At 60.6% G+C, this 22,455-nt stretch carries 25 protein-coding genes and 1 tRNA gene; 12 read left to right on the forward strand and 14 right to left on the reverse strand.

Annotated features, from left to right (window positions below):
- Window positions 1–34: 34 nt before the first annotated feature.
- Window positions 35–1,417, reverse strand: coding sequence for a glutamine synthetase family protein (locus ACA041_RS24580; RefSeq protein WP_497438209.1), 1,383 nt, complete (start codon window positions 1,415–1,417; stop codon window positions 35–37).
- A gap of 507 nt (window positions 1,418–1,924) precedes the next feature.
- Here ACA041_RS24580 and ACA041_RS24585 point away from each other — a divergent pair.
- Both ACA041_RS24585 and ACA041_RS24590 read left to right on the forward strand, forming a co-directional pair.
- Window positions 1,925–3,109: a cyanate transporter gene (locus tag ACA041_RS24585; protein ID WP_497438210.1), complete on the forward strand. Its 1,185-nt coding sequence runs from the start codon at window positions 1,925–1,927 to the stop codon at window positions 3,107–3,109.
- 141 nt (window positions 3,110–3,250) lie between these two features.
- On the forward strand, window positions 3,251–4,186 hold the full coding sequence (locus ACA041_RS24590) for a LysR family transcriptional regulator (RefSeq protein WP_497438211.1): 936 nt from the start codon (window positions 3,251–3,253) through the stop codon (window positions 4,184–4,186).
- Window positions 4,187–4,189: 3 nt separating this feature from the next.
- Here ACA041_RS24590 and ACA041_RS24595 read toward each other — a convergent pair whose 3' ends face one another.
- The 4 genes from ACA041_RS24595 to ACA041_RS24610 form a co-directional block, all read right to left on the reverse strand.
- Window positions 4,190–4,555 (reverse strand): 5-carboxymethyl-2-hydroxymuconate Delta-isomerase, encoded by a 366-nt coding sequence (locus tag ACA041_RS24595; protein ID WP_497438212.1) that lies wholly within the window; start codon window positions 4,553–4,555, stop codon window positions 4,190–4,192.
- 51 nt (window positions 4,556–4,606) lie between these two features.
- The gene (locus ACA041_RS24600; RefSeq protein WP_497438213.1) at window positions 4,607–5,533 is read right to left on the reverse strand and encodes a LysR substrate-binding domain-containing protein; all 927 of its coding nucleotides are present in this window, start codon (window positions 5,531–5,533) and stop codon (window positions 4,607–4,609) included.
- Window positions 5,534–5,659: 126 nt separating this feature from the next.
- Complete coding sequence (locus ACA041_RS24605; RefSeq protein ID WP_497438214.1) at window positions 5,660–6,004, reverse strand: hypothetical protein; 345 nt, start codon at window positions 6,002–6,004, stop codon at window positions 5,660–5,662.
- 136 nt (window positions 6,005–6,140) lie between these two features.
- Window positions 6,141–7,046 carry a MerR family transcriptional regulator gene (locus ACA041_RS24610; protein WP_497442165.1) on the reverse strand — a complete coding sequence of 302 codons (906 nt, stop codon included), beginning with the start codon at window positions 7,044–7,046 and terminating at the stop codon, window positions 6,141–6,143.
- 176 nt (window positions 7,047–7,222) lie between these two features.
- On the opposite strand from ACA041_RS24610, the gene ACA041_RS24615 reads away from it, so the two are divergent.
- The 7 genes from ACA041_RS24615 to ACA041_RS24645 all read left to right on the forward strand — a co-directional run bounded on the left by ACA041_RS24615 (window position 7,223) and on the right by ACA041_RS24645 (window position 12,752).
- Entirely contained in the window at window positions 7,223–7,669 is a 447-nt protein-coding gene (locus ACA041_RS24615) for a PAS domain-containing protein (RefSeq protein ID WP_497438216.1), read from the forward strand.
- A 124-nt stretch (window positions 7,670–7,793) separates the two neighbouring features.
- Complete coding sequence (locus tag ACA041_RS24620) at window positions 7,794–8,216, forward strand: nuclear transport factor 2 family protein (protein WP_497438217.1); 423 nt, start codon at window positions 7,794–7,796, stop codon at window positions 8,214–8,216.
- Window positions 8,213–8,962 carry an SDR family NAD(P)-dependent oxidoreductase gene (locus ACA041_RS24625; RefSeq protein WP_497438218.1) on the forward strand — a complete coding sequence of 250 codons (750 nt, stop codon included), beginning with the start codon at window positions 8,213–8,215 and terminating at the stop codon, window positions 8,960–8,962. Before ACA041_RS24620 ends, ACA041_RS24625 begins: the two co-directional genes overlap by 4 nt.
- A gap of 6 nt (window positions 8,963–8,968) precedes the next feature.
- Window positions 8,969–10,216 (forward strand): NAD(P)/FAD-dependent oxidoreductase, encoded by a 1,248-nt coding sequence (locus ACA041_RS24630; protein ID WP_497438219.1) that lies wholly within the window; start codon window positions 8,969–8,971, stop codon window positions 10,214–10,216.
- Entirely contained in the window at window positions 10,213–11,025 is an 813-nt protein-coding gene (locus tag ACA041_RS24635; RefSeq protein WP_497438220.1) for a DUF1365 domain-containing protein, read from the forward strand. The genes ACA041_RS24630 and ACA041_RS24635 overlap by 4 nt, the downstream gene beginning before the upstream one ends.
- Window positions 11,000–12,259, forward strand: coding sequence for a class I SAM-dependent methyltransferase (locus ACA041_RS24640; RefSeq protein WP_497438221.1), 1,260 nt, complete (start codon window positions 11,000–11,002; stop codon window positions 12,257–12,259). Before ACA041_RS24635 ends, ACA041_RS24640 begins: the two co-directional genes overlap by 26 nt.
- A gap of 1 nt (window position 12,260) precedes the next feature.
- The gene (locus ACA041_RS24645) at window positions 12,261–12,752 is read left to right on the forward strand and encodes a DUF2878 domain-containing protein (protein WP_497438222.1); all 492 of its coding nucleotides are present in this window, start codon (window positions 12,261–12,263) and stop codon (window positions 12,750–12,752) included.
- A gap of 50 nt (window positions 12,753–12,802) precedes the next feature.
- On the opposite strand, the gene ACA041_RS24650 is transcribed toward ACA041_RS24645, so the two are convergent.
- From ACA041_RS24650 to dapA, 7 genes are all read right to left on the reverse strand, one after another.
- Entirely contained in the window at window positions 12,803–13,339 is a 537-nt protein-coding gene (locus ACA041_RS24650; protein ID WP_448145321.1) for a DUF3833 domain-containing protein, read from the reverse strand.
- Between the two features lie 10 nt (window positions 13,340–13,349).
- The gene (locus tag ACA041_RS24655) at window positions 13,350–13,907 is read right to left on the reverse strand and encodes a chalcone isomerase family protein (protein WP_497438223.1); all 558 of its coding nucleotides are present in this window, start codon (window positions 13,905–13,907) and stop codon (window positions 13,350–13,352) included.
- Between the two features lie 393 nt (window positions 13,908–14,300).
- Window positions 14,301–14,390, reverse strand: a tRNA-Ser gene (locus ACA041_RS24660).
- A gap of 83 nt (window positions 14,391–14,473) precedes the next feature.
- Window positions 14,474–15,187, reverse strand: a complete 714-nt coding sequence (gene purC, locus ACA041_RS24665; RefSeq protein ID WP_007898671.1) for a phosphoribosylaminoimidazolesuccinocarboxamide synthase — start codon at window positions 15,185–15,187, stop codon at window positions 14,474–14,476.
- Between the two features lie 28 nt (window positions 15,188–15,215).
- A complete protein-coding gene (locus tag ACA041_RS24670; RefSeq protein WP_497438224.1) occupies window positions 15,216–15,974 on the reverse strand; it encodes an MBL fold metallo-hydrolase in 759 nt (252 codons plus the stop codon).
- Between the two features lie 4 nt (window positions 15,975–15,978).
- On the reverse strand, window positions 15,979–17,097 hold the full coding sequence (gene bamC / locus ACA041_RS24675; RefSeq protein ID WP_497438225.1) for an NlpB/DapX family lipoprotein: 1,119 nt from the start codon (window positions 17,095–17,097) through the stop codon (window positions 15,979–15,981).
- 17 nt (window positions 17,098–17,114) lie between these two features.
- Window positions 17,115–17,993, reverse strand: a complete 879-nt coding sequence (dapA, locus tag ACA041_RS24680; RefSeq protein WP_150766692.1) for a 4-hydroxy-tetrahydrodipicolinate synthase — start codon at window positions 17,991–17,993, stop codon at window positions 17,115–17,117.
- Window positions 17,994–18,322: 329 nt separating this feature from the next.
- On the opposite strand from dapA, the gene ACA041_RS24685 reads away from it, so the two are divergent.
- Together ACA041_RS24685 and ACA041_RS24690 are read left to right on the forward strand one after the other, a co-directional pair.
- Window positions 18,323–18,883, forward strand: coding sequence for a glycine cleavage system transcriptional repressor (locus ACA041_RS24685; protein ID WP_497438226.1), 561 nt, complete (start codon window positions 18,323–18,325; stop codon window positions 18,881–18,883).
- Between the two features lie 10 nt (window positions 18,884–18,893).
- Window positions 18,894–19,367 carry a peroxiredoxin gene (locus tag ACA041_RS24690; RefSeq protein WP_497438227.1) on the forward strand — a complete coding sequence of 158 codons (474 nt, stop codon included), beginning with the start codon at window positions 18,894–18,896 and terminating at the stop codon, window positions 19,365–19,367.
- 142 nt (window positions 19,368–19,509) lie between these two features.
- Here the strand turns inward: ACA041_RS24690 and ACA041_RS24695 are convergent, their stop codons facing one another.
- Entirely contained in the window at window positions 19,510–20,580 is a 1,071-nt protein-coding gene (locus ACA041_RS24695) for an AI-2E family transporter (protein ID WP_497438228.1), read from the reverse strand.
- A 31-nt stretch (window positions 20,581–20,611) separates the two neighbouring features.
- Entirely contained in the window at window positions 20,612–20,851 is a 240-nt protein-coding gene (locus ACA041_RS24700) for a sulfurtransferase TusA family protein (protein WP_028621876.1), read from the reverse strand.
- Between the two features lie 97 nt (window positions 20,852–20,948).
- Between ACA041_RS24700 and ACA041_RS24705 the strand changes: the two genes are divergently transcribed.
- Entirely contained in the window at window positions 20,949–22,382 is a 1,434-nt protein-coding gene (locus ACA041_RS24705; RefSeq protein ID WP_497438229.1) for a M48 family metalloprotease, read from the forward strand.
- Window positions 22,383–22,455: the final 73 nt, after the last annotated feature.

Here is a 22,455-nt window from a genome sequence, read left to right on the forward strand (position 1 = left end):
CTTTAACGTTATTTGAGAATGGTTCAGGTTCTGTTCAGGCCTGATTCAAATACCAGCGCCAATCCTGCTCCCCGACCTCCCCCATGAATTGTCGGTATTCGGCACGCTTCACCGCCAGATAGACCCCGAGAAACTCAGCGCCGAACGCCTCCCGCGCCCAGCTCGACCCCTCCAGCGCGCGCAAGGTGGTCAGCCAGTCGGTCGGCAACAGTTCCATAGCCTGGGCGTAACCGTTGCCCTCCACCGGTACGCCAGGGTCGAGTTGTTCACGAATGCCACGGTGAATACCGGCCAGGATCGCCGCAGCCGCCAGGTACGGGTTGGCGTCGGCGCCACAGATACGGTGCTCGATATGCCGCGAGAACGCCGGGCCGCCGGGCACGCGCAAACTCACGGTTCGATTGTCCACGCCCCAGGTCGCCGCCAGCGGCGCGTAGCTGTTGGTCTGGAAGCGGCGATAGGAGTTGGCGTTCGGACAGAACAGCAACAATGAATCGAGCAAGGTGCCGAGCATGCCTGCGACTGCATGTTTCAGCAGCGGCGTGCCGTCCGGAGCTTCGCTGGCGAACAGGTTGTTACCGTCCTTGTCGGCCAGGCTGACGTGCATGTGCATTCCGGTGCCTGCCAGGTCATCGAAGGGTTTGGCCATGAAGCACGCCGCCATCCCGTGCTTGTGCGCCACACCCTTGACCAGTCGTTTGTAACGCACCGCTTCGTCCATCGCCTGCAAGGCATCAGTGCGGTGTTCGAGGGTGATCTCCACCTGCCCCGGCGCGTATTCGGAAATGACCGTGCGCGCGGGAATACCCTGGAGTTTGCAAGCGCTGTAGAGGTCGGCCAGGAACGGTTCGATCTGCTCCAGTTCACGCAAGCCATACACCTGAGTCGCACGCGGACGACCGCCGTCGACATCCCGCGCCGGCTGTGGTCGACCATTGCTGTCGCGCTGCTGATCCAGCAGGTAGAACTCCAGTTCCGCCGCCATGACCGGGTAATAACCGTCGGCCTGCAAGCCTTCGATCACTTTCGCCAACAGGTGCCGTGGATCGGCAATGGTCGCGGGCATGCCTTCTTTGGGGTGCATGCTGACCTGCACCGCCGCCGTCGGTATCAACCGCCAGGGCATGCGCGTCAGACTGCCGCTGATCGGGTAGGCCCGGCAATCGATATCACCCACATCCCAGACCAGCCCGGAGTTTTCCACGTCATCGCCGTTGATGGTCAGGCCCAGAATGGTACTGGGCAGTGGCCGCCCGCTTTGGTACACCGCCAGCAACTCATCGCGATGCAGCAACTTGCCCCGGGGTACGCCATTGTTGTCGAGGATGAACAACTCGAACATCTCGATATCCGGGTTCTGTTCGAGAAAGGTCAGGGCTTCTTGCTGGGAGGCGAAAGTGGTGGTGGCACTGCTCATGAGAATTCTCTTGGATTCGCGTCAGGCAAACGCACAGGCGTCGCCGTTTTGATCCAGCGCACAGCGCGGGACCTGTAGGAACAATCAACGGGAAAGGTGGGAATCCGGCGGGCGCGCGTGGCGGCAATGCCACAGCGCCCAGAAGGCGAGTTCGCAAGGAAGTGCAGGCCAACCATCCATAGAAAAAACCGCAGTAAACAGATGAGCAGCAGCCTCACACGGGCGGTTAAGTCGGTAAATCTGGATTTGAAGAACTTTGGTTCTGGATTGGCTAAACATTCCATGGGCTATTCCTGATCCAATGTGGGAGCGAGCCTGCTCGCGAAGGCGGTGTCACAGGCAACAAATAGGTTGAATGCCATGGCCTCTTCGCGAGCAGGCTCGCTCCCACAGGGGTCTGCGGTGCGTCAGTAATATTTGATTTTTAAATATCACCCCAGACTTTCTGATTTGCCGCCTCCAGGCCTCACCCGCCTAATTGGCACCTAGTCACTCAAGGTCCGATCGATGGAAAACGTCCGCGCAACCTCCCGCCCTGCCCTCTGGCTGATGGTCAGCATCATTCTGGTCGCCCTGAATCTGCGCCCCTCCATGGCCGCCGTAGGCCCTTTGTTGTCCGCCATTCGCGGCGACATTGCGCTGAGTTTCAGTCTCGCTTCGCTGCTGACCATGCTGCCCGTAATGGCGATGGGGCTGGCGATGTTCTTCGGTCTCAGCGTCAGTCAACGACTCGGCGAACAGCGCACGGTGGTGCTCTCGTTGCTGATCATCGGCGTAGCCACGGTGTCGCGCCTGTTTCTCGATTCGGCGGCCGAACTGATCCTCAGCGCCGTGCTGGCGGGTATCGGTATCGCGCTGATCCAGGCGTTGATGCCAGCGCTGATCAAGTCCCGCTTCAGCGATAACGTTTCCGTGTGCATGGGCCTCTACGTCACCTCGATCATGGGCGGCGCCGCCATCGCCGCGTCTTTCGCGCCGCTGGTCATGACCCGGACCGGCAGCTGGCGCGTGGGCCTGGCGATTTGGGCGGCGCTGGCGCTGGTAGCGCTGCTGTTCTGGTGCGCCCGGCGCTCGGGGATGCCTACGCTGGTTTCGACGTCATCGCGTCAAGAATCTTTCTTCAGCAATTCCCGCGCGTGGTTGCTGGCGATCTTCTTCGGCCTCGGTACGGCGTCCTACACCTGTGTGCTGGCCTGGCTGGCGCCGTACTACGTGGAAAAAGGCTGGAGCGAACAGAACGCCGGCTTGCTCCTGGGTTTCCTGACTGCCATGGAAGTGTTGTCCGGCCTGCTGACACCGGCCATCGCCAACCGCAGCCGCGACCGACGCCTGGTGCTGGTGGTGTTGCTGGCACTGATCATGATCGGGTTCTGCGGGCTGATTCTCGGCCCGCAACACCTGAGCCTGGTGTGGCCATGCCTGTTGGGGCTGGGCATCGGCGGGTTGTTTCCGATGAGCCTGATCGTGTCGCTGGATCACCTGGACAACCCGCGGCGAGCCGGTGGACTGACCGCCTTCGTGCAAGGCATCGGTTACCTGATCGCCGGCCTCTCGCCGCTGATGGCCGGGATGATCCGCGATCAACTTGGCAGCTTCGAATGGGCCTGGTGGTCACTGACCGGCGTCATGGCGCTGATGATCCTGATGGTCTTGCGCTTCGATCCACGGCAGTACGCCAAACACATTCACTGACTTGTTGAAGAATTTTGACAACTACCTCACGATTATCCGCGATAACTTTCCACGAGGCATTCTCCTGGCACGATCGTTCCGTTAGGATCTTTCGCACAACATTGCGCACAATCAGCGCAAGGAACGCAGTGAGACAAACGGATGCTGAACAGCAACTTGCTTAGAAAGCTCGACATGCAGGACCTCATGGTGTTTATCGCCGTGTACGAGCAAAGCAGCGTCACCGGTGTATCCGAGACACTCTGCGTCAGCCAGTCCACCGTGAGTTACTGCCTGAAAAAGCTGCGCACCAGTTTCGAAGACGAACTGTTCATCAATACCCGCGCGGGTATGCGCCCCACCTATAAAGCCAGCACCATGTACACCCACGTGCTGAAAATCCTCGAAAGCATCAACCTGTGTCACGCCGGCACCCAGACGTTCGACCCGACCTTGCAACCGGTTACGTTCAACCTCTGTGCCCCGGAGTACTTCGAGCAATTGATCCTGCCGCGCCTGTTGAAGAACTTCGATTTTTCCGAGCTGCCGGTGATGATCAACATGCACAAGTTCGAAACCGACATCCCGACCGAAGAACTGCGCGATGGCAGCCTGGACCTGGTGATTGGCTTCGGCCCGAATTTTCATCGCAGCCACAGCGATCTCAAGACTCAGGTCCTGCTGGAGGATGACTTGGTCTGCGTCCTCGATAAACGCGCCACACCGCTGCAGCCGCGTCTAAGCCTGCAAGCCTTCGTCGAGCGCCGGCATGTGTTCCCGACACCCTGGACGTCCAACACCAACATGGTCGACGGCTGGCTAGCGCAACAGGCGCAAAAACGGCAGATCGTCGCCCGCGCCAACAGCTACAGCGCGGCGCTGAAAATGATCACCAGCACCGACTTCATCGTCACCTTGCCCCGGCGCATCCAGCAATTGCTGGCCAGCGAGGCGATCTTCACGCATTGCGAAGCGCCCAACGGCCTGCCGGGTTTCACCCTCGACATGCACTGGAGTCAAAGCGCCGATCAGGACAGCGCCAATGCCTGGTTGCGCGAGCAAGTGGTGAACGCCTGCATCGAGCAGGAAGAGACCTGAGACTCAATGGCCGATGGCAATCTTGGTGTAGGACTCGCGATCGATGTCGAGAATTTCCACGGCCAGTTGGACTTCGACGCCCGTCGGCCACTGACACAGGTCCTGCACCACCGCCAGCAGACTTTCGGACAACTGCTTCTTGGTCTGCCCTGAGCGACCACTCAACAACGCCAGCTTCACATGCACAAACGCCCGCGCAGTCAATGCAGTACCGACCTTGAACGTCTCGATCTTCACCGCCCGGCTCTTGATATCGAATTCGGCGCCAAACTCACCGGAAGCCACCAGCGCATTGTTGAGCCGGATCAACGCCACATCGGCATTCAGATCAGGCAGGTTGGCGGTGTATTCCATGTGCAGATGAGGCATGGCGGAGCTCCTGAAGGTGGGCGCAAAGATCGTACATATACAGCGCCCTGCTCACTCGGGCAACGGCAACATCGCGCGCTCACTCATGAACGCCTCCAGCCGCGACCGCAACCAGCGCTCGGCCGGATCGGTATCGACATGGCTGAGCCAGACCATCGACAAGTCCAGTGTCGGTGTTTCGAAGGGGAAAGGCTCACTGAACAGCACCCCGGATGCGGCCATCGCTTCGGCGGTGTAATCCGGCAGGCTGGCAATCAGGTCAGTTCCGGCGAGCAAGGCCGGCAATGAACTGTACTGCGGCACCGAGAGCACGACATGGCGCGTACGGCCGATCTCCGCCAGCCACTCATCGGCGTAGCCACTGACGTTGGCGGTATGGGACACCAGCACGTGGGGACGCGAGCAGTATTCATCGAGCGTCAGGGGGGCATCGGAAGCATCGGCGCGCAACACATTGGGCAGGATGTGCCGCAGTAACTTGCGCTTGGCATTGGCCGGCAGACCGCGGGTCTGGCTGATGCCGACGGTGATATCGCCGGACGCCAGCAAATCCGGAATCCGCCAATAATCGACATGCTGCACCACAAACACCACTTTCGGCGCTTCCTGACGCAAGGCACGCAGCAATGGCGGCAGCAGGCCAAACTCGACATCGTCCGACAGCCCGATGCGGAAGGTCATGGAGCTGCTGACAGGGTTGAAATCATGGGTCAAGCTCAAGGCCACCGACAACGAATCCAGCGCCGGCGACAGATGCCGAATGATCTCCTCGGCCCGCGCCGTCGGCTCCATGCGATGGCCGACGCGAATGAACAGCGGATCGTTGAACATCACGCGCAAGCGGTTGAGCGCTGAACTGATGGTCGGCTGACCGAGAAACAACTTCTCCGCCACCCGCGTGACATTGCGCTCGAGCATCAAGGTCTCGAACACCACCATCAGGTTGATGTCGGCCTTACGTAATTCGTTACGATTCATCCATTGACCCCGCTCCCCCAAATCTGCCGACAGTTTAGGTAGGTGTGGCAATCGACGTCTATGCGGCGAATTGAGAAGACTGACTCAGTTTGTGTTCAAGTTTCCGAAAACTGCCAAAATGCCGCCTTACTGATTTTTCTGCTGAGTTGAATCACCAGAAGGCTGGACCGGAGGGGGGGCCGGCGCCAGCGGCGCATCTTCCTCTGGCGTTGTTTGAGGTTGAGCCGCTACCGTGGGGATGACCGGATCAGGGAAAGGCAGGAAAAGTCGGACAATCCATCCGACCAGTGACAGCAGCCCGAAGGTAACGAAGCCAAAGATCAGCCCGACAACCAGAATGCTCAAGGGGTGAATGCGCTCTGCGTCGGGGCTTTCCAGCATGTAGCGAGAAGCCTGGACAGCGACGTACAGGCAGGCCGCCACGGCTGCCAGCAGCTTTACGACCAACCAAAGCCGTTGCCATCTGTTCATGCACTCCCCCGCAGTCGGTGATTAGCACTGTGTTGCAGGATAGCTAATGAGCGGGACAGTCCCCAACCCATGGCAGGAGCTGGCCGAGATTTGCAATGCAGTTTCAGATAAGCCTCCTTAGCTGGAACGACTGGATTCAAATCTGCAGTGTCCCCCTTACCAAGGCTTCCAACCTGGGCAAAATACTCGCTTCGTCATTGCCCAAAATGGCAATCGAAGAACCACGTAACCCTGCCGACGAAGCGGCAGCTGCGTCGCCGGCCAAGGCTACTGGGCACGTAACGCCCATTTGAAGGGCACGCAGTCGCTTGTGCGCATCTGCCTGCAGTGGCGCCTGGACCAATAGTACCAGCGCGGCGGGCTGAATCGCTTTACACAGCAACGGCAGTTCTTCCAGGGGCTGGCCCGTGCCCAGCACCTCGATGCGCAGCTGGTCATTACTCATCAATAAGCCGGCGCACAACAGCTCCAGTTCGTGCGCATGGCCCGAGCCGTCCGCCAGCAGCACGCAAGCACCGTTGCTCGGGTTCATCTGCAGTCGCAATAACATCCGCGCACGCAAGAAGGCGTCCAGGAACAGCCACTGACTGCGTCGGCCGAAAGCATTGCCGGATGCCAGGCTGCGCCAGACAGGCAGCAGAACAGCCTCCAGTACCATAGCCTTCGGATAGATCGTGAATAGTTGCCCGTGAAGGCGCTCCAGCTCAGCGCCATCAAAAGCCTGCGTGGCACGATGAACTGCCTCTTGCCACTGGACCAGGGGGGCTTCGGCCGAGCCTGATGCAGCGAGCCCGGCCGTGTCCTGCTGCCGGACGAGCAAAGCGCCTATCTTGCTGATGGGCAGACCCCGGCTGGTCCAGAGCATGATGCTACGTATATGTTCGATGTCCTGTTGCGAATACAGGCGATGCCCTCCCACAGTGCGTACTGGCCGGATCAGCCCGTGGCGGCGCTCCCATGCCCGCAGGGTGATCGGGTTGACGCCGGTCAGGCTGGCGACTTCCCGCATGGGGAGCAAGACGTCGTCGGAGGCGGATTCGATGGGCTCGGTCATTAAAAGTCGTTGCATCCTGAGTGTGTCGGCATTCTAAACCAGGCATGACACTTTTTAACCAGCACCAATCGATGTTCGGCGTCCCTGCGCCCTGCCATCTAGGCATGGCTGTCGCTGACGACTACGCTGTTGGGCAAACCCACGAACCCCAGCGAGCCCGGATCATGATTGACGCCAAACTCCTGCAACTTATGGTCGAAGCCTCCAATGACGGCATCGTCGTGGCCGAGCAGGAAGGCAATGACAGCATTCTCATCTATGCCAACCCTGCCTTCGAGCGCCTGACCGGCTACAGTGCCGACGAAATTCTCTACCAGGACTGCCGGTTCCTGCAGGCAGACGATCATGATCAGGCCGGCCTCGCAGCAATTCGCGACGCCATCCGCCTCGGCCAGCCCTGCCGTCAGGTGCTGCGCAACTATCGTAAGGATGGCAGTTCGTTCTGGAACGAGCTGTCTATCACTCCCGTGCACAATGATGCCGACCAGTTGACCTACTACATTGGCATTCAGCATGACGTCAGCGACAAGATTGCCGCTCTGGAAAGGATTCAGTCACTCGAGACCGAAGTGGCCGAGCTTCGCCTTCAACTGGCAAGGCTTGGTGGCTAAAGACGAATAGCGCTAGACCGACACAAAAAGTGTACAAGAATATTGACTTGTACAATTTTCTACGTAGGATTTAGACAAACCTGTACAGTTATTTCGAATTGTACAATTTTGCCTGGAGCCTGCCATGTCTGCATATCTCCGCCATTTCGCTGACACATTCATAACTCTGAACGCTGATCGCTTGGGCCAACTGGGCGAGCTATACAGCAACGACGTTCAGTTTCGTGATCCGTTGCATCAGCTGGATGGCTTGCCGGCACTGCACAGCTACTTTGAAAAGCTGTACACCAACGTCCAGGATATCCGCTACGACCTCCTTGACGTGGATGAAACCGCCCCCGGCCACGGTTATCTGCGCTGGAACCTGCATTTCCGTCATCCACGCTTGTCCCGCGGCCAGCTGATCAGTCTGCAAGGCTGCAGCCACCTGCGCTGGGCGACACATGTCTACCTGCACAACGACTACTTCGATGCCGGCGCCCTGCTCTACGAGCACGTCCCGGTTCTTGGCGGGGTGATCGGCTGGATCAAGGGAAGGCTCGCATGAGTCGCTGCTGGCTGACAGGGGCCAGTAGCGGCCTCGGTGCCGCCCTGGCTGAATTGCTGCTGGAGCAAGGCCATGCGGTGGCCTTGGGTGGCCGGCGGGCTGAGGCACTGATGCCGCTCGTGCTGCGCCACCCTCGAGCCCTGCTTGCTACCGGCGACGTGACTGACCCACGACAGGTCGCGGCTATCTGCGAGGACATCGAGCATGCGTGGGGCGCACTGGACCTGGTGATCCTGAACGCTGGCACCTGCGAATACCTTGTGCCGGGCATGTTCGAGGCCGAGACAGTCGAGCGCGTGATGCGCACTAACCTGCTGGGGGTCAGTTACTGCCTGCAGGCGGCACTGCCACTGCTGCGCCGGGGGCAACGACCACACCTGGTGGTGATCGGCAGCTCGGTGACCTGGCTGGCGCTGCCGCGGGCTGGCGCCTATGGCGCGTCCAAGGCGGCCCTGCGTTATCTTGTCGAATCCCTGCGCCTGGATCTATACGCCGAAGGCATTGATGTCACGTTGGTCAGCCCAGGCTTCATCGACACCCCCCTGACTCAGCGCAATGCCTTTGCCATGCCACAACTCTGGACGGCCGACCGCGCCGCGCGGCATGTCGTCGCGCGCCTGACGCGACGACCGTTGGAGATCAACTTCCCACGCGTCTTCATTCTCGTCCTGCGCTTGCTTGGCGCCCTCCCAGCGCGTTGTCGCCTGGCCCTGGGCCGTCGACTGGCGCGAACCGAACAGGAATAGCGACACATGCGTATCGCCATCATCGGTAGCGGGATTTCTGGGCTGACCTGTGCCTATCTGCTGTCACGTCGCAATGAGGTGACCGTGTTCGAAGCAGCTGACTGGATCGGCGGTCATACCCATACTGTCGACATCGAATGGCACGGCCAACGCTATGCCGTGGACACCGGTTTCATCGTCTTCAACGACTGGACCTACCCCAACTTCATTCGCTTGCTGAATCGCCTGGGAGTCGTCTCGCGCCCCACCGAGATGAGCTTTTCCGTGAACGATCCGGACAGCGGCCTGGAATACAACGGCAATAACCTGGACACCCTCTTCGCCCAGCGCGGCAATCTGCTGTCGCCGGGCTTCTGGGGAATGTTGCGCGATATCGTGCGCTTCAATCGCCAGGCGGTGGCCGACCTGGATGGCCACCGCATAGAGCCAGGCATGAGTCTTGGCGATTACCTGCACACGCGAAGCTACGGGCAGCGTTTCATCCATCACTATATTGTCCCCATGGGCTCGGCCATCTGGTCGGTATCAAGGGCCGATATGCTGCGCTTCCCGCTGCACTTCTTCGTCCGATTCTTTCGTAACCATGGCCTGCTCTCGATCAGCCGACGCCCGCAGTGGCGAGTGATCGAGGGTGGTTCGCGCAGCTACTTGGAGCCGTTGTGCAAGAGCTTCGGCGGGCGCATTCGGCTCAATTGCCCGGTGACGAGCGTCCACCGGGACGACACTGGCGTGGAGATCTCCAGCGCCGCAGGCCAGGAGCGCTTCGACAAGGTCGTGTTCGCCTGCCATAGCGACCAGGCTTTGGCGCTGCTGGAGAAACCGACGAGCACCGAGCACGAGGTGCTTGGCGCCCTCACCTATGCCGCCAATGAAGTAGTGCTGCACACCGATACCTGCCTGCTGCCCCACCGGCGCAAGGCCTGGGCCAGCTGGAACTATCGCCTCGGCGGACCCGCGCACGCCCCGGCGGCTGTGACTTATAACATGAACATTCTGCAAGGCCTCGACGCCCCGGTGACCTTCTGCCTGAGCCTCAATCAGGGCGACTGCGTGGACCCGTCGCAAGTGCTGGCACGCTTCAATTATGCACATCCTCAATACAGCCTTGCCGCCATGGGGGCCCAGGTGCGTCAGGGTGAGCTACAGGGAAACCGGCACAGCTACTTCTGCGGTGCTTACTGGGCAAACGGCTTCCATGAGGATGGCGTGGTCAGCGCGCTGGACGTCGCCCAACGGTTCGGGGAGCGCCTGTGAACAGCAGCCTTTGCTACGGTTGGGTCAGCCACCGGCGTCTGATGCCACGGTTCCATGGATTCCGCTATCGCAGCGGCATGCTTTACCTGGATCTGGACGAACAGGAACTGCTGCTCGGCCTGTCCCCGCTGCTCGGCGCTTCTCGCCTGGCGCCGTTGTGCTGGCGAGAAACCGATTATCTGCCAGCCTGGACTCGTCGCGGCATGCCCTTGAAGGAAGCGGTGCGCGAAGTGGTGGCCAAGGCCCTGGGCCAGGCGCCGTGCGGCGCCATTCATTTGCTGACCCAGCCGCGCAGCTGGGGAATCTCGTTCAATCCGGTCAGTTTCTACTTTTGCCACGACAGCGATGACCTCCTGGCGGCGATTGTGCTGGAGGTACGTAACACGCCCTGGCGTGAGCGCTTTCACTACGTGTTGTCCGTGCTGCCCGGTCAGCCCCGGCAATTCTCGGTCACCAAGGCATTCCATGTCTCGCCGTTCCTGCCGATGGACATGCAGTACCACATGCGCTTCCACATCGACGGCGCGCACGTGCGCATCCACATGGAAAACCGCCGCGAAGGGCAAAAAGTCTTCGAGGCCGACCTGGCCCTGCGCCGGCAGCCGCTGGATGCCGCCGCACTGCGCCGCCACGTACTGGCCTTCCCCTGGATGAGCCTGCGCACCCTCGCCGCCATTTACTGGCAAGCCATGCGCCTGTTGCTCAAGCGCACTCCGCTCTACGCCCACACGTCCAGTCAGAGCAGCCAAGACCTTGGCCATCACGTCCACGAGGAGCCCGAGCATGTCCGATCCAACTCTGAGCGTTAGCAAATCCTTTAGCCTGGCGCCACTATTCGGCGGCCTGGCCAGAAGCGCCGTGCTCACTCAGCTGCGCAACCTGCGCCAAGGCCGTCTGCGCCTGATCTGCCAGGATCGGGAGTGGCTGTTTGGCGATGTCGGCAGCGCGCTGCACGCCGAGGTCGAGATCTTCGACGAGGCAGCCTGGGGCATGGTGGCTGCCAACGGCTCGATCGGTGCAGGCGAAGCTTACATCCACGGCTGCTGGCGCACTCCGGACCTGGCCGCGGTCACCCGCCTCTTCGTCGCCAACCTGGAGGTGCTCGACGCCCTTGAAGGCGGGTTGGCGAGCCTGGGCCGTCCGGTCCTGCGCCTGCTGCATTGGCTCAATCGCAACAACAGGCGCGGCGCGCGGCGCAACATTCTCGCCCATTACGATCTGGGCAATGCCTTGTTCGAGCGGCTACTGGACCCGACCATGATGTACTCGGCGGCCATGTTCGACAGTCTGGAGCAGAGCCTGGAGCAGGGCCAACTGAACAAGCTTGAGCGTATCTGCGACAAACTCGCGCTGCGCCCCGACGATCATCTGCTCGAAATCGGTACCGGATGGGGTAGCCTGGCGATCCATGCCGCCACCCGGCACGGCTGCCGAGTGACCACCACCACATTGTCCGACGCGCAGTACGCCCATACCCTGCAGCGCGTCCGCGATCTTGGCCTGCAAGAACGCATTACCGTCCTGCGCGAGGACTACCGCGACCTTGGCGGACGCTTCGACAAGCTGGTCTCGATCGAAATGATCGAGGCGGTCGGGCACCGCTATCTGCCGGTTTACTTCCGCCGCTGCGCGTCGCTGCTCAAGGATGACGGCTTGATGCTGCTGCAGGCCATCACCATCCGCGACCAGCGCTATGAACAGGCCCGGCGGTCGGTGGATTTCATTCAGCGGCATATCTTTCCCGGCGGTTCCCTGCCCTCCCTGAGCGTCATGCTGCAGACCGCCAGTCGGCATACCTCTTTGAACCTGGTGCACATGGAGGACTTCGGCCTGGACTATGCGCGGACCCTGCAGCACTGGCGCGACAACTTGCGTCAGTCGCGCACCGCGTTGGTCGAGCTGGGCTATGACGATACCTTTCAGCGCCTCTGGGAGTTCTACCTGTGTTACTGCCAAGGCGGTTTCGAGGAGCGCGCAATCGGCGTCGCGCAACTGCTCTGGGCAGCCCCGGCCGCACGTCGCGCATCGCTGCCGGGTGCCTGATTTGAGCCGGGCCTGGTTGATCGGTAACGCGCTATGGATGCAGGCCGCCTGGTGGGCTTGCGTGCTGAGCGAGCGGCATCCTTGGCTGCTACTGCCGGTGGTGGCAGGCCTGTTGGTGCATGTGGCTGCTTGCCCACGGCCGGGGGACGAAGCAACCGCACTGGTCTGCGTGGGGCTGACAGGCTGGCTGCTGGATGCCGGCCTGGGTGCGCTGGGCGTCTTCGATTTTGCCCGGCAACCCCTGCCCCTATGGCTGGCCCTGCTCTGGTTGGTGCTGGCCAGTGGGCTTCGCCACAGCCTGGCCTGGGCTCGACGCCCTGTGTGGTACGGGGCGCTACTGGGCCTGTGCGGTGGACCTCTGGCTTACCTCGCCGGCGCACCGCTGGCCGGTGTCGGCCTGCCTTGGGGCACCCTGGGCACGGCCCTGCTGCTCGCACCACTGTGGGCGGTCTGGATGCCGCTCATCCTGCGAATGGCTGCGCCCCGTTCATGAATCTGTTTGCCCACTAACGCAAACGCTTGCCTCGGCCCATCATTGAAGATTCACGGAAGCACCTCTGGCTGGCGGCGGAAGAACAGGATCACTTGTCCCAACTCGACGCCAAGCTTGCTCATGCTCGAGCGATTGATCATCGTGTCTTCGTCCATCAGGTACATCCAGTCGTCCAGATCAACTTCCCAATGCCTGCCGTCAACCGGCAGGTCAAGGCGATAGCGCCAGCGCAGCGCGTTGCCAGCGACCTCGCCCCTGGCCTCTCCGATAACGTCGTCCGCACGACCACGCCAATGCCCGGCGCCGGTCTGTTCCAGCGTCCAGACGCGCCGCTGACGCGTGCCATCGCTGTAGAGAAAACGCTCGTCGAGGATCAGCTGCCGGCCCTCGACGCGGCTTTCGATCCGGACATGGAAACGCTTGACCACCTCGCCCGAGCGATTCTGGAACAGACCCCAAGCCTGTACCGGCCGGGAGAAGAACGCCACCAGATCCAGTGCCGGTCGCTCCTTTGCATAGTGCTCCACGCCAATGTTGTTACAGCTGACCAGCAACAGGCTAACGAGCAGTACCAGTATTTGACGCATCTCAACCTCCTCACTCCGCCGATCCGGCCATCCCCAGCAGTTGTTGACGCAATTGCTTATCCCGGGTGCGCGGATCAAGCCAGATGTCGAAGAAGGCGCGGGCGAATGCAGGATCCTCGACCCGCCGGCGCAGTTGGCCGTCGACGAAGAAAGTGCAGCCTTTGCCGGGATGGTAGACCCCGGTAATACGCATTCCGGGCCGCACATCGACGAAGGCGCCACGCATTTCACTGGACCAGCGTTGGAGAGTTGAGTCCTCTGGACGAGCCCCTGCCATGCGACGCATTTCCTTGAGACCGGCCTCCACCAGCGTGTCCCTGGAAAAGGCACGGTGATAAGTCAGTTCGAGTGCAAAGGGCTGATCCCAGGTCAGCGGCAACCCAGCGCTCCACAACCGCGCGGTGTATAGATTTACGCCGAACCAGGTAAAGTCGCCGCTGCCCACCAGACGCCCATCGGGCAGCGCGGGACGCCAATCCGCCCAGGCAGGTAAGGCCAGTACCAGCGCGAAGAGCCAGCATCTCGACAGGCGATGTACGAGAAAGCGTCTGGAATCATCCACGTTCATTAACGTCTCTACCTTTTTAAAATTCTATACAAGACTAGCTCAATGTATAGTTTTTAGGCTGGCCGTTATAGAGATCTTGCCCACCTTTGCGCGTGGTATTGCCGCTCGCGTCGAATTGACCTACGTGCCGATGCAAGACTGACCCAACTCCGTCGGCACAATTCCAGCACAGAAAATGCTTGGCGGGGAATCAAGGACTGGGCCAGTGGCATCTCGGTAATTGGGTCAATTCAGCGTCGCCGCAACATACGCTGCTTAGAAACTGTCGGAAATCAGCCCTTGGTCGAAAAACACTGAGCTATCCAGGGTATGGGCCAAAGTATGGGCTGGGATTTTTTTCAGACACGCAGAAACGAAAAAGCCCTGAATAATCAGGGCTTTTTCGTATAGGTATGGCGGAGAGATAGGGATTCGAACCCTAGGTACCGGTGAAGGTACAACGGATTTCGAATCCGTCCCATTCGGCCACTCTGGCATCTCTCCAACGGCGCGCATCATAACAACACTTTCGCCGGAAGCGAACCCCCTAAGCGAAATATTTCTGTTCTTTCAGATGCTTGCGTCGGTTAAAGCGGTACGCCCAGACGATTGGCGACTTCTTCGTAGGCTTCGATGACGTCACCGAGGCCCTGACGGAAGCGGTCCTTGTCCATTTTCTTGCCGGTGGCCTTGTCCCACAGGCGGCAGCCGTCCGGGCTGAATTCGTCGCCCAGGACGATGGAGCCGTCGGAGAAGACGCCGAATTCGAGTTTGAAGTCGACCAGCAACAGGCCGGCGTCGTCGAACAATTTGCTCAGGACTTCGTTGACCTTGAGCGACAGTTCTTTCATGCGAACCAGTTGCTCGGCGGTGCCCCAACCGAAGGCCACGACGTGGGATTCGTTGATGAACGGGTCGCCCTTGGCGTCGTCCTTCAGGAACAGTTCGAAGGTGTAAGGGTTGAGCTTCATGCCTTCTTCGACGCCCAGGCGCTTGACCAGGCTGCCGGCGGCGTAGTTACGCACGACGCACTCGACCGGGATCATGTCGAGTTTTTTCACCAGGCATTCGTTGTCGCCCAGCAGTTTGTCGAATTGAGTCGGCACGCCGGCGGCTTCGAGTTTCTGCATGATGAAGGCGTTGAACTTGTTGTTCACCATGCCTTTGCGGTCGAGCTGCTCGATACGCTTGCCGTCGAACGCCGAAGTGTCGTTGCGAAACAGCAGGATCAAGCGGTCAGCGTCGTCGGTCTTGTAAACCGATTTGGCTTTGCCGCGGTAGAGTTCTTCACGTTTTTCCATGATGGGCTCCGCTTGCTAAGTAGGTGGGCTAGGCGATATGTCGCCAGTCGAGCCCTGAATCTTGATCGGCCAGTTGCAGCCAGTCCGGGTCGCACCCGAGGGTGTCGACAAAACATTGCCGGGCCAGCTGCGGCAGGTTGTTCTTGCTGCTCAGATGGGCCAGGACCAGGTGTTGCAGGCCTTGCCAGCCCAACTCGGACACCAGGAATGCCGCCTGGTGGTTGTTCAAATGTCCCAGTTCACCGCCCACCCGTTGCTTGAGAAAGTACGGGTAATGACCGCGAGCCAGCATGTCACGGCAATGGTTGGACTCGATCATCAACGCATCGAGGTCCCGATAGCCGTCCAGCACCTTGTTGCAATACGAACCCAGGTCGGTCAACAGGCCGAAGCGTCGCTCACCGTCACTGAACACGTATTGCGTCGGCTCCTGTGCATCGTGTGCCACGGCAATGACGCCGATGTTCAGGTTGCCGATCTGCAGTTGCTCGCCGCCAGCCAGCAGGCCAGCCGGTTCAATCGGTTTGCGCATCCCGCGCAGGGTGCCGCGACTGAGGTAGACAGGCACATTGTAACGCCGAGACAGCAAACCCACGCCATGCACGTGATCGGCATGTTCGTGGGTCACGAGTATCGCGCTCAGCTGCGCCGGGTTTACACCCAGGCGCAACAGGCGTTTTTCGGTTTCCCGCAGGGAGAAACCACAATCCACCAGCACGTACGTGTCAGCGCTGGCTATCAGCGTGCCGTTCCCTTGGCTACCGCTGCCGAGAACGGCAAAACGCATGAGATCAGCCCAGGTTGTCCTGAATCACGCTCAACACTTTGCGCGCCACGTCAGCCGGCGCCACGGTGTTGATGTTTTTCTCGACGGTGACCTGGACGGTTTCGCCAACCTTGCTCAGGCGAACCTGATAACGCTCGGCACGGGCTTCGACGGCTTCCTTGTCCGGCGCACTGCCGAACAGGCTGCTGAAGAAACCAGGCTTGTCGTCTTTCTTCTCGGCTTTTTCCGCCAGGTTGATGTAGTACAGGCCCAGGCTGCGGTTGATGTCTTCAACGCGCCATTCGCCCTGCTCCAGCGCACGACCGACGCTCGACCAGGCACGATCCAGGTCCGTACCGACGTTCAGCACAGGGTTGCCGCTGCCGTCTTCGCTCAGGCTGACGCGACTTGGCGTATCGAAATCACGGGAAGCCAGCATGGAGACCGAACCGCCCTTCTCCGAAGTGCGGCTCATGCTCGCGAGCATGTCGTCGACCAGTGCCGCGTCCAGGCCAGTGTTGACCGAACGGTTGGTAAAGGCGACGTCGGCGGTGCTGCCGGCAGGACGCTCGGCGCTGACCACATAGACTTCACTGGTATTGCGCTGCACGCCTGGCTCGATGCGGACCCGCACCCGGCTTTCGCTGTCGGTGCCGACACCGGCGGCGCTCAGGCGCTTGGCCATCGCCGCCGACAGTTCGTCGGAATGCTGCCAGGTGGTGGTGAATTCACCGGTTTGCGGGCGCTGTTCGTCCAGACGGAAACCATTGTCCTGGAAGAACTGCACAGCAACTGGCCAGACTTCGGCCGGCGGGCTTTGGGCCACGATCCAGCGCGTGTCACCGGTCTTCTGCAGCGAGTAGGCGCCAGTGGCGTCGGCTCCGGCGGTCAGTGGCTGCGGACGCGGCACGTTGTATTCGCCCTTGGCAGTGTCGTCGGCCACGTTGCGCGGGATCGGCAACAGGGGGTCCAGACGCTTGGCAGTGCTGACGTCCGGCGGCAATTGCATCGGTGCAGTCTGTTGCGCTTCCAGGTAATCGCTGCCACGGTCACGGAAATAACCTTCCGGGCCCCAGACCCATCCACAGCCACTGGTGCTGGAGATAATCAAGGCAAGTGCGGAAAGTCCGGCCAATCGCTTCATGCGTAGTGCTTCCTCAATTAAACCAGGACGCCGGACTGGCGCATGGCCTGCCGCAGCGGTTCGTGACAGGCGGCACTGAGCCAGGTGAGCGGCAGACGGATACCGTCCGGCATCAAGCCCATTTCATGCAGCGCCCATTTCACGGGGATAGGGTTGGATTCGATAAACAGGGTTTTATTGAGCGGCATCAGCTTTTCGTGGATCGCGCGGGCCGTGACGGCATCACCCTTGAGGGCGGCGTTGCACATATCGGCCATGTCGCGCGGCGCTACGTTGGCGGTCACCGAGATGTTGCCCTTGCCGCCCAGCAGCATCAGCTCGACCGCGGTGGCGTCGTCACCCGATACCACCAGGAAGTCCTTGCTGACGCCGTCGATGATGGCTTTGGCACGGGACAGGTCGCCGGTGGCTTCCTTGATGCCGATGATGTTTTTCACGGTCGACAGGCGGATCACGGTGTCGGCCAGCATGTCGCACGCCGTACGGCCAGGCACGTTGTACAGGATCTGCGGGATGTCGACGGCTTCGGCGATGGCCTTGAAGTGCTGGTACAAGCCTTCCTGGGTCGGCTTGTTGTAATACGGCGTCACCAGCAGGCAGGCATCGGCGCCGGCGATCTTCGCATTGGTGGTCAGCTCGATGGCTTCGCGAGTCGAGTTGGCGCCCGTCCCGGCAATCACCGGAATGCGCCCTGCGACCTGCTTGACCACGTAACGGATCACTTCGATGTGCTCGTTCACGTCAAGGGTGGCCGATTCACCTGTAGTGCCGACCGCCACGATGGCGTGGGTGCCGTTTTGCAGGTGAAAGTCCACCAGTTTGCTCAGGCTGTCCCAGTCGAGACGACCTTGTGCATCCATGGGTGTGACCAGTGCCACCATACTGCCCGCAATCATGCAACCGCTCCTGCCGGAAAAAGAGAGCGGTAATGGTACTGGCGCCAAGATGCTTGTACAAGCGAAGTACTGCGCTGCTGCCATTCCCCTTGGCCTCGCTTTTCGCTACCCTTCAGACTTTGATCGGTACTGATAAGCTCGTACGCCGGGTTCCAGCCTCCATTTTCGGCATCACAAGCCCCGATCCAGCGTTGCCACCCTTCGCTCTTGCCACTCTGGAGCACGTTGCAACCCTGCGGCTCGGGTTTTCTGAATTCGCATCCGCAGGCTCGCACCCGGTTAAAAAAGCCCGTAGAAGTATCGACCGCTCATCGCTTTAGGAATGCTGCATGTCCACCCCCACAGTTCGCGAACAATTCCTTGTCATCAGTGCCCTCGGCGCCAACCCCATGGAGCTGACTAACGTCCTGTGCCGCGCCAGCCATGAAAACCGCTGCGCCGTGGTCACCTCTCGCCTGACCCGTCATGGCGAGTGCAGTGCGTTGGTCCTTGAGATCTCCGGCAGCTGGGACGCCCTGGCGCGCCTTGAAGGCAGCCTGTCGAGCCTGGCCAAGAAGCACGGCTTCACCGTCAATGTGGTGCGTAGCGCGGCGCTGGAGAATCGTCCCCAGGCCCTGCCGTACGTCGCTTATGTCAGCTCGGCCTACCGCTCGGACATCATCAACGAGCTGTGCCAGTTTTTCATGGACCACAACGTCGAGCTGGAAAACCTGACGTGCGACACCTATCAGGCCCCCCAGACCGGCGGCACCATGCTCAATGCCACGTTTACCGTGACCTTGCCGGCCGGCGTGCAGATCAGCTGGTTGCGCGATCAGTTCCTGGATTTCGCCGACGCGCTGAACCTGGACGCCCTGATCGAGCCGTGGCGCCCACAAAACCCAATGTAAGGAAGCTTTCATGGCCGTTGCCATCGACCAACCGGTTGCCGACTTCGAAGCACCCGCCACCAGCGGGCAGACCATCAGTCTCGCGGGCCTCAAAGGCAAGCAGGTGGTGATCTACTTCTATCCGAAGGACAGCACCCCGGGCTGCACCACCCAGGGTCAGGGCTTTCGTGATCAGCTGGAGGCTTTCAAGGCGGCTGACACCGAAGTCTTCGGCGTGTCCCGTGACAGCCTGAAGTCTCATGAAAACTTCAAGGCCAAGCAGGCGTTTACCTTCGAGCTGATCAGCGACAAGGAAGAAGCGCTGTGTCAGCTGTTTGATGTGATCAAGCTGAAGAAGCTTTATGGCAAGGAATACATGGGGGTGGATCGCAGCACTTTCCTGATTGATAAGGAGGGTGTGCTGCGTCAGGAATGGCGTGGGGTGAAGGTGCCGGGGCATGTAGATGCAGTGCTGGCGGCGGCTCAGGCGCTGAACAAGGCCTGATTTATTGGGGCGCCTGTTCTGACGCCATCGTCGGAACGCCGCCCGGAGCAAGCTCGCTCCCACAGGATTGATGCCGTCCCTGTGGGAGCGAGCTTGCTCGCGATGAGGCCATAAAACTCACCGCATAATTCAGCAATGGCGGTTAAAGCAACGGCGCCACCACCGGCTCCTTGCGCGGCCAGGCATCCAGCACCGCTTTGAACAGCGTCGCCAGGGGAATCGCAAAGAACACCCCCCAGAATCCCCACAATCCGCCAAACAACAACACCGCGCAGATGATTGCCACCGGATGCAGGTTGACCGCTTCCGAGAACAACAGCGGCACCAGCACGTTGCCATCCAGGACCTGGATGATGCCGTAGACCGCCATCAAATAGATGAACTGATCACTCCAGCCCCACTGGAACAGCGCGATCAGCAGCACCGGCACGGTCACTACCACGGCCCCGACGTAGGGCACCACCACCGACACGCCCACCAGTAGCGCCAGCAGCGCCGCGTAGTTGAGCCCCAGCACCACGAAACCGATGTAGGTCGCGCCACCGCAAATGACGATTTCGATGCCTTTCCCGCGAATGTAGTTGGCGATCTGCCGGTTCATCTCGTGGGCGACCCGGGTGATCAGCGTCCGCTCGCGAGGCAGATAGCCGCGCACCCACTGGCCGATCATCTCCCGGTCCTTGAGGAAGAAAAACACCAGGATCGGCACCAGCACCAGGTAGATCATGATGTTCACCAGCAGTGGCAGGCTCGACAGCGAGAACGTCAGCGCCCACTGGCCGAAATTGCCGATCTCGCCCCGTGCCACTTCGATGGCCCGCAGCACCTGCTCATCGGACACCAGATGCGGATAGCGTTCCGGCAACAGCAACAGCAGCGACTGCCACTTGGCGAGCATGCCGGGCAATTCGTTGAACAAGGTGATCAGCTGATGCCAGAGCAATGGCACCACGACCACGATGAACAACAGCAGCAGCCCCATGAACAATGCAAAGACCAACCCCACCGCTGCTCCGCCCGGTATGCGCAGGCGCTCCAGCGTCACCACCAGCCCCTGCATCAGATACGCCAGCACCATCCCGGCGAGCACCGGCGCGAGCATGCCACCGAGGGTCAGTACGGCGGTGAACGCCAGAAACAGCAGCACGGCGAGCACCACGGCTTCTTCGTCGGAAAAATAGCGCTGAATCCAGTCGCGTAACACCTTGAACATCAATAATCCCTTAGAAACGAACGCAGCAGGTTCAGGCTTTTTTCAACCAGTAGCGGTAAACGCCCGCCTCATCTTCTTCACGCAGCAGCGTATGACCGGCCAATCGGGCAAAGGTGCGAAAGTCGCGCTGCGAGCCCGCATCGGTAGCAATCACCTTGAGCACCGCGCCGCTGGCCATGCGATTGAGTTCCAGTTTGGCCTTGAGCAACGGCAGCGGACAATTCAGGCCGCTGGCGTCCAGTTCGGCGTCATGGGCTACAGCATCGGTCATTGCATCACTCCGGGTCAGGTGGTCGAGGGGCTAGAATATCTGGTCCCAAGCGTGGTGTCCGGCTACAGTAAGGTCTTTGTCGACTAAGGCTTTGTGCATGACTTTTTTGCGCCCTACCCTGCTGACGCTCGCTTGCCTGCTCGCCTCACCGGGCTTCGCCGACGACCTGCCGTCACTCGGCGACGCCAGTTCTGCCATCGTCTCGCCGCAACAGGAACACCAATTGGGCCGGGCCTGGCTGGCGCTGCTACGCAGCCAGGTGTCCCAGCTCAACGATCCACAGCTCAAGGACTACGTCGAATCCAGCGTCTACCGGCTGGTGGAAACCAGCCAGGTCAATGACCGGCGCCTGGAGTTCATCCTGATCAACAGCCCGCAGCTTAACGCCTTCGCGGCGCCGGGCGGCATTGTCGGGGTCAACGGCGGTTTGTTCCTCAATGCCCAGACCGAAGGTGAATACGCCTCGGTGATGGCGCACGAACTGGCTCACTTGTCGCAGCGCCACTTTGCCCGGGGCGTCGAAGCCCAGCAACGCATGCAGGTGCCGATGATGGCCGCACTGCTGGCCGGGATCGTGATTGCCGCGGCCGGTGCCGGCGATGCCGGGATCGCCGCCATTGCCGGTACCCAGGCAGCGGCGATCCAGGAACAGCGGCGCTTCTCGCGCCAGAACGAACAGGAAGCCGACCGCATCGGCATTCTCAATCTGGAAAAAGCCGGCTACGACCCACGCTCGATGCCGACCATGTTCGAGCGCTTGTCGCGCCAGTACCGCTTCGACGCCAAACCGCCAGAATTCCTGCTGACTCACCCGGTGACCGAATCGCGGATCGCCGACACCCGCAACCGTGCCGAACAGGCCAAAGCGGGCGGTATCGAAGACACCATGCGTTATCAGCTGATTCGTGCACGGGTTCAGTTGATCTACGAAGAAACCCCTGGCCTGGGCGCCAAGCGCTTCCGCGCCCAGCTTGATGAAAATCCGAAAAACGATGTCGCGCGCTATGGCCTGGCGATCGCCCAGATCAAGGGTGGCCAGTTGAACGAAGCACGGGAAAACCTCGCATCGCTGCTGGCCAAGTCGCCGAACGAAATCATCTACAACCTGGCTCAGGTCGATCTGGACATCACCAACAATCGCCTGCCAGATGCTCAGTCCCGGGTGGAGCGGATGCTGGCCCAGTATCCGGGCAACTACCCGTTGGCCTCGGTGCGTGTCGACCTGCTGCTCAAGCAAAACCGCGCGCCTGAAGCGGAAAAAGCCCTGGAGAATCTGCTCAAGAGTCGACCGGACGATCCGGATGTCTGGTACATGGTGGCCGAGACTCGTGGCCTGTCGGGCAATATCATCGGCCTGCACCAGGCCCGGGCCGAGTATTTCGCCCTGGTTGGCGACTACCGCCAGGCCATCCAGCAACTGGACTTCGCCAAGCGCAAGGCTGGCACCAATTTCCCGCTGTCGTCGCGGATCGACGCGCGGCAACGGGAGTTGATGGAACAGGAGCGCATGATCAAGGACATGATGGGCTGACGTCTTTTGCGAGCGCATAAAAAAACCGCCCTTTCGAGGCGGTTTTTTTATGCGGCCCGAACAATAGTCCGGG

The organism is Pseudomonas sp. LBUM1676 (assembly GCF_059695605.1).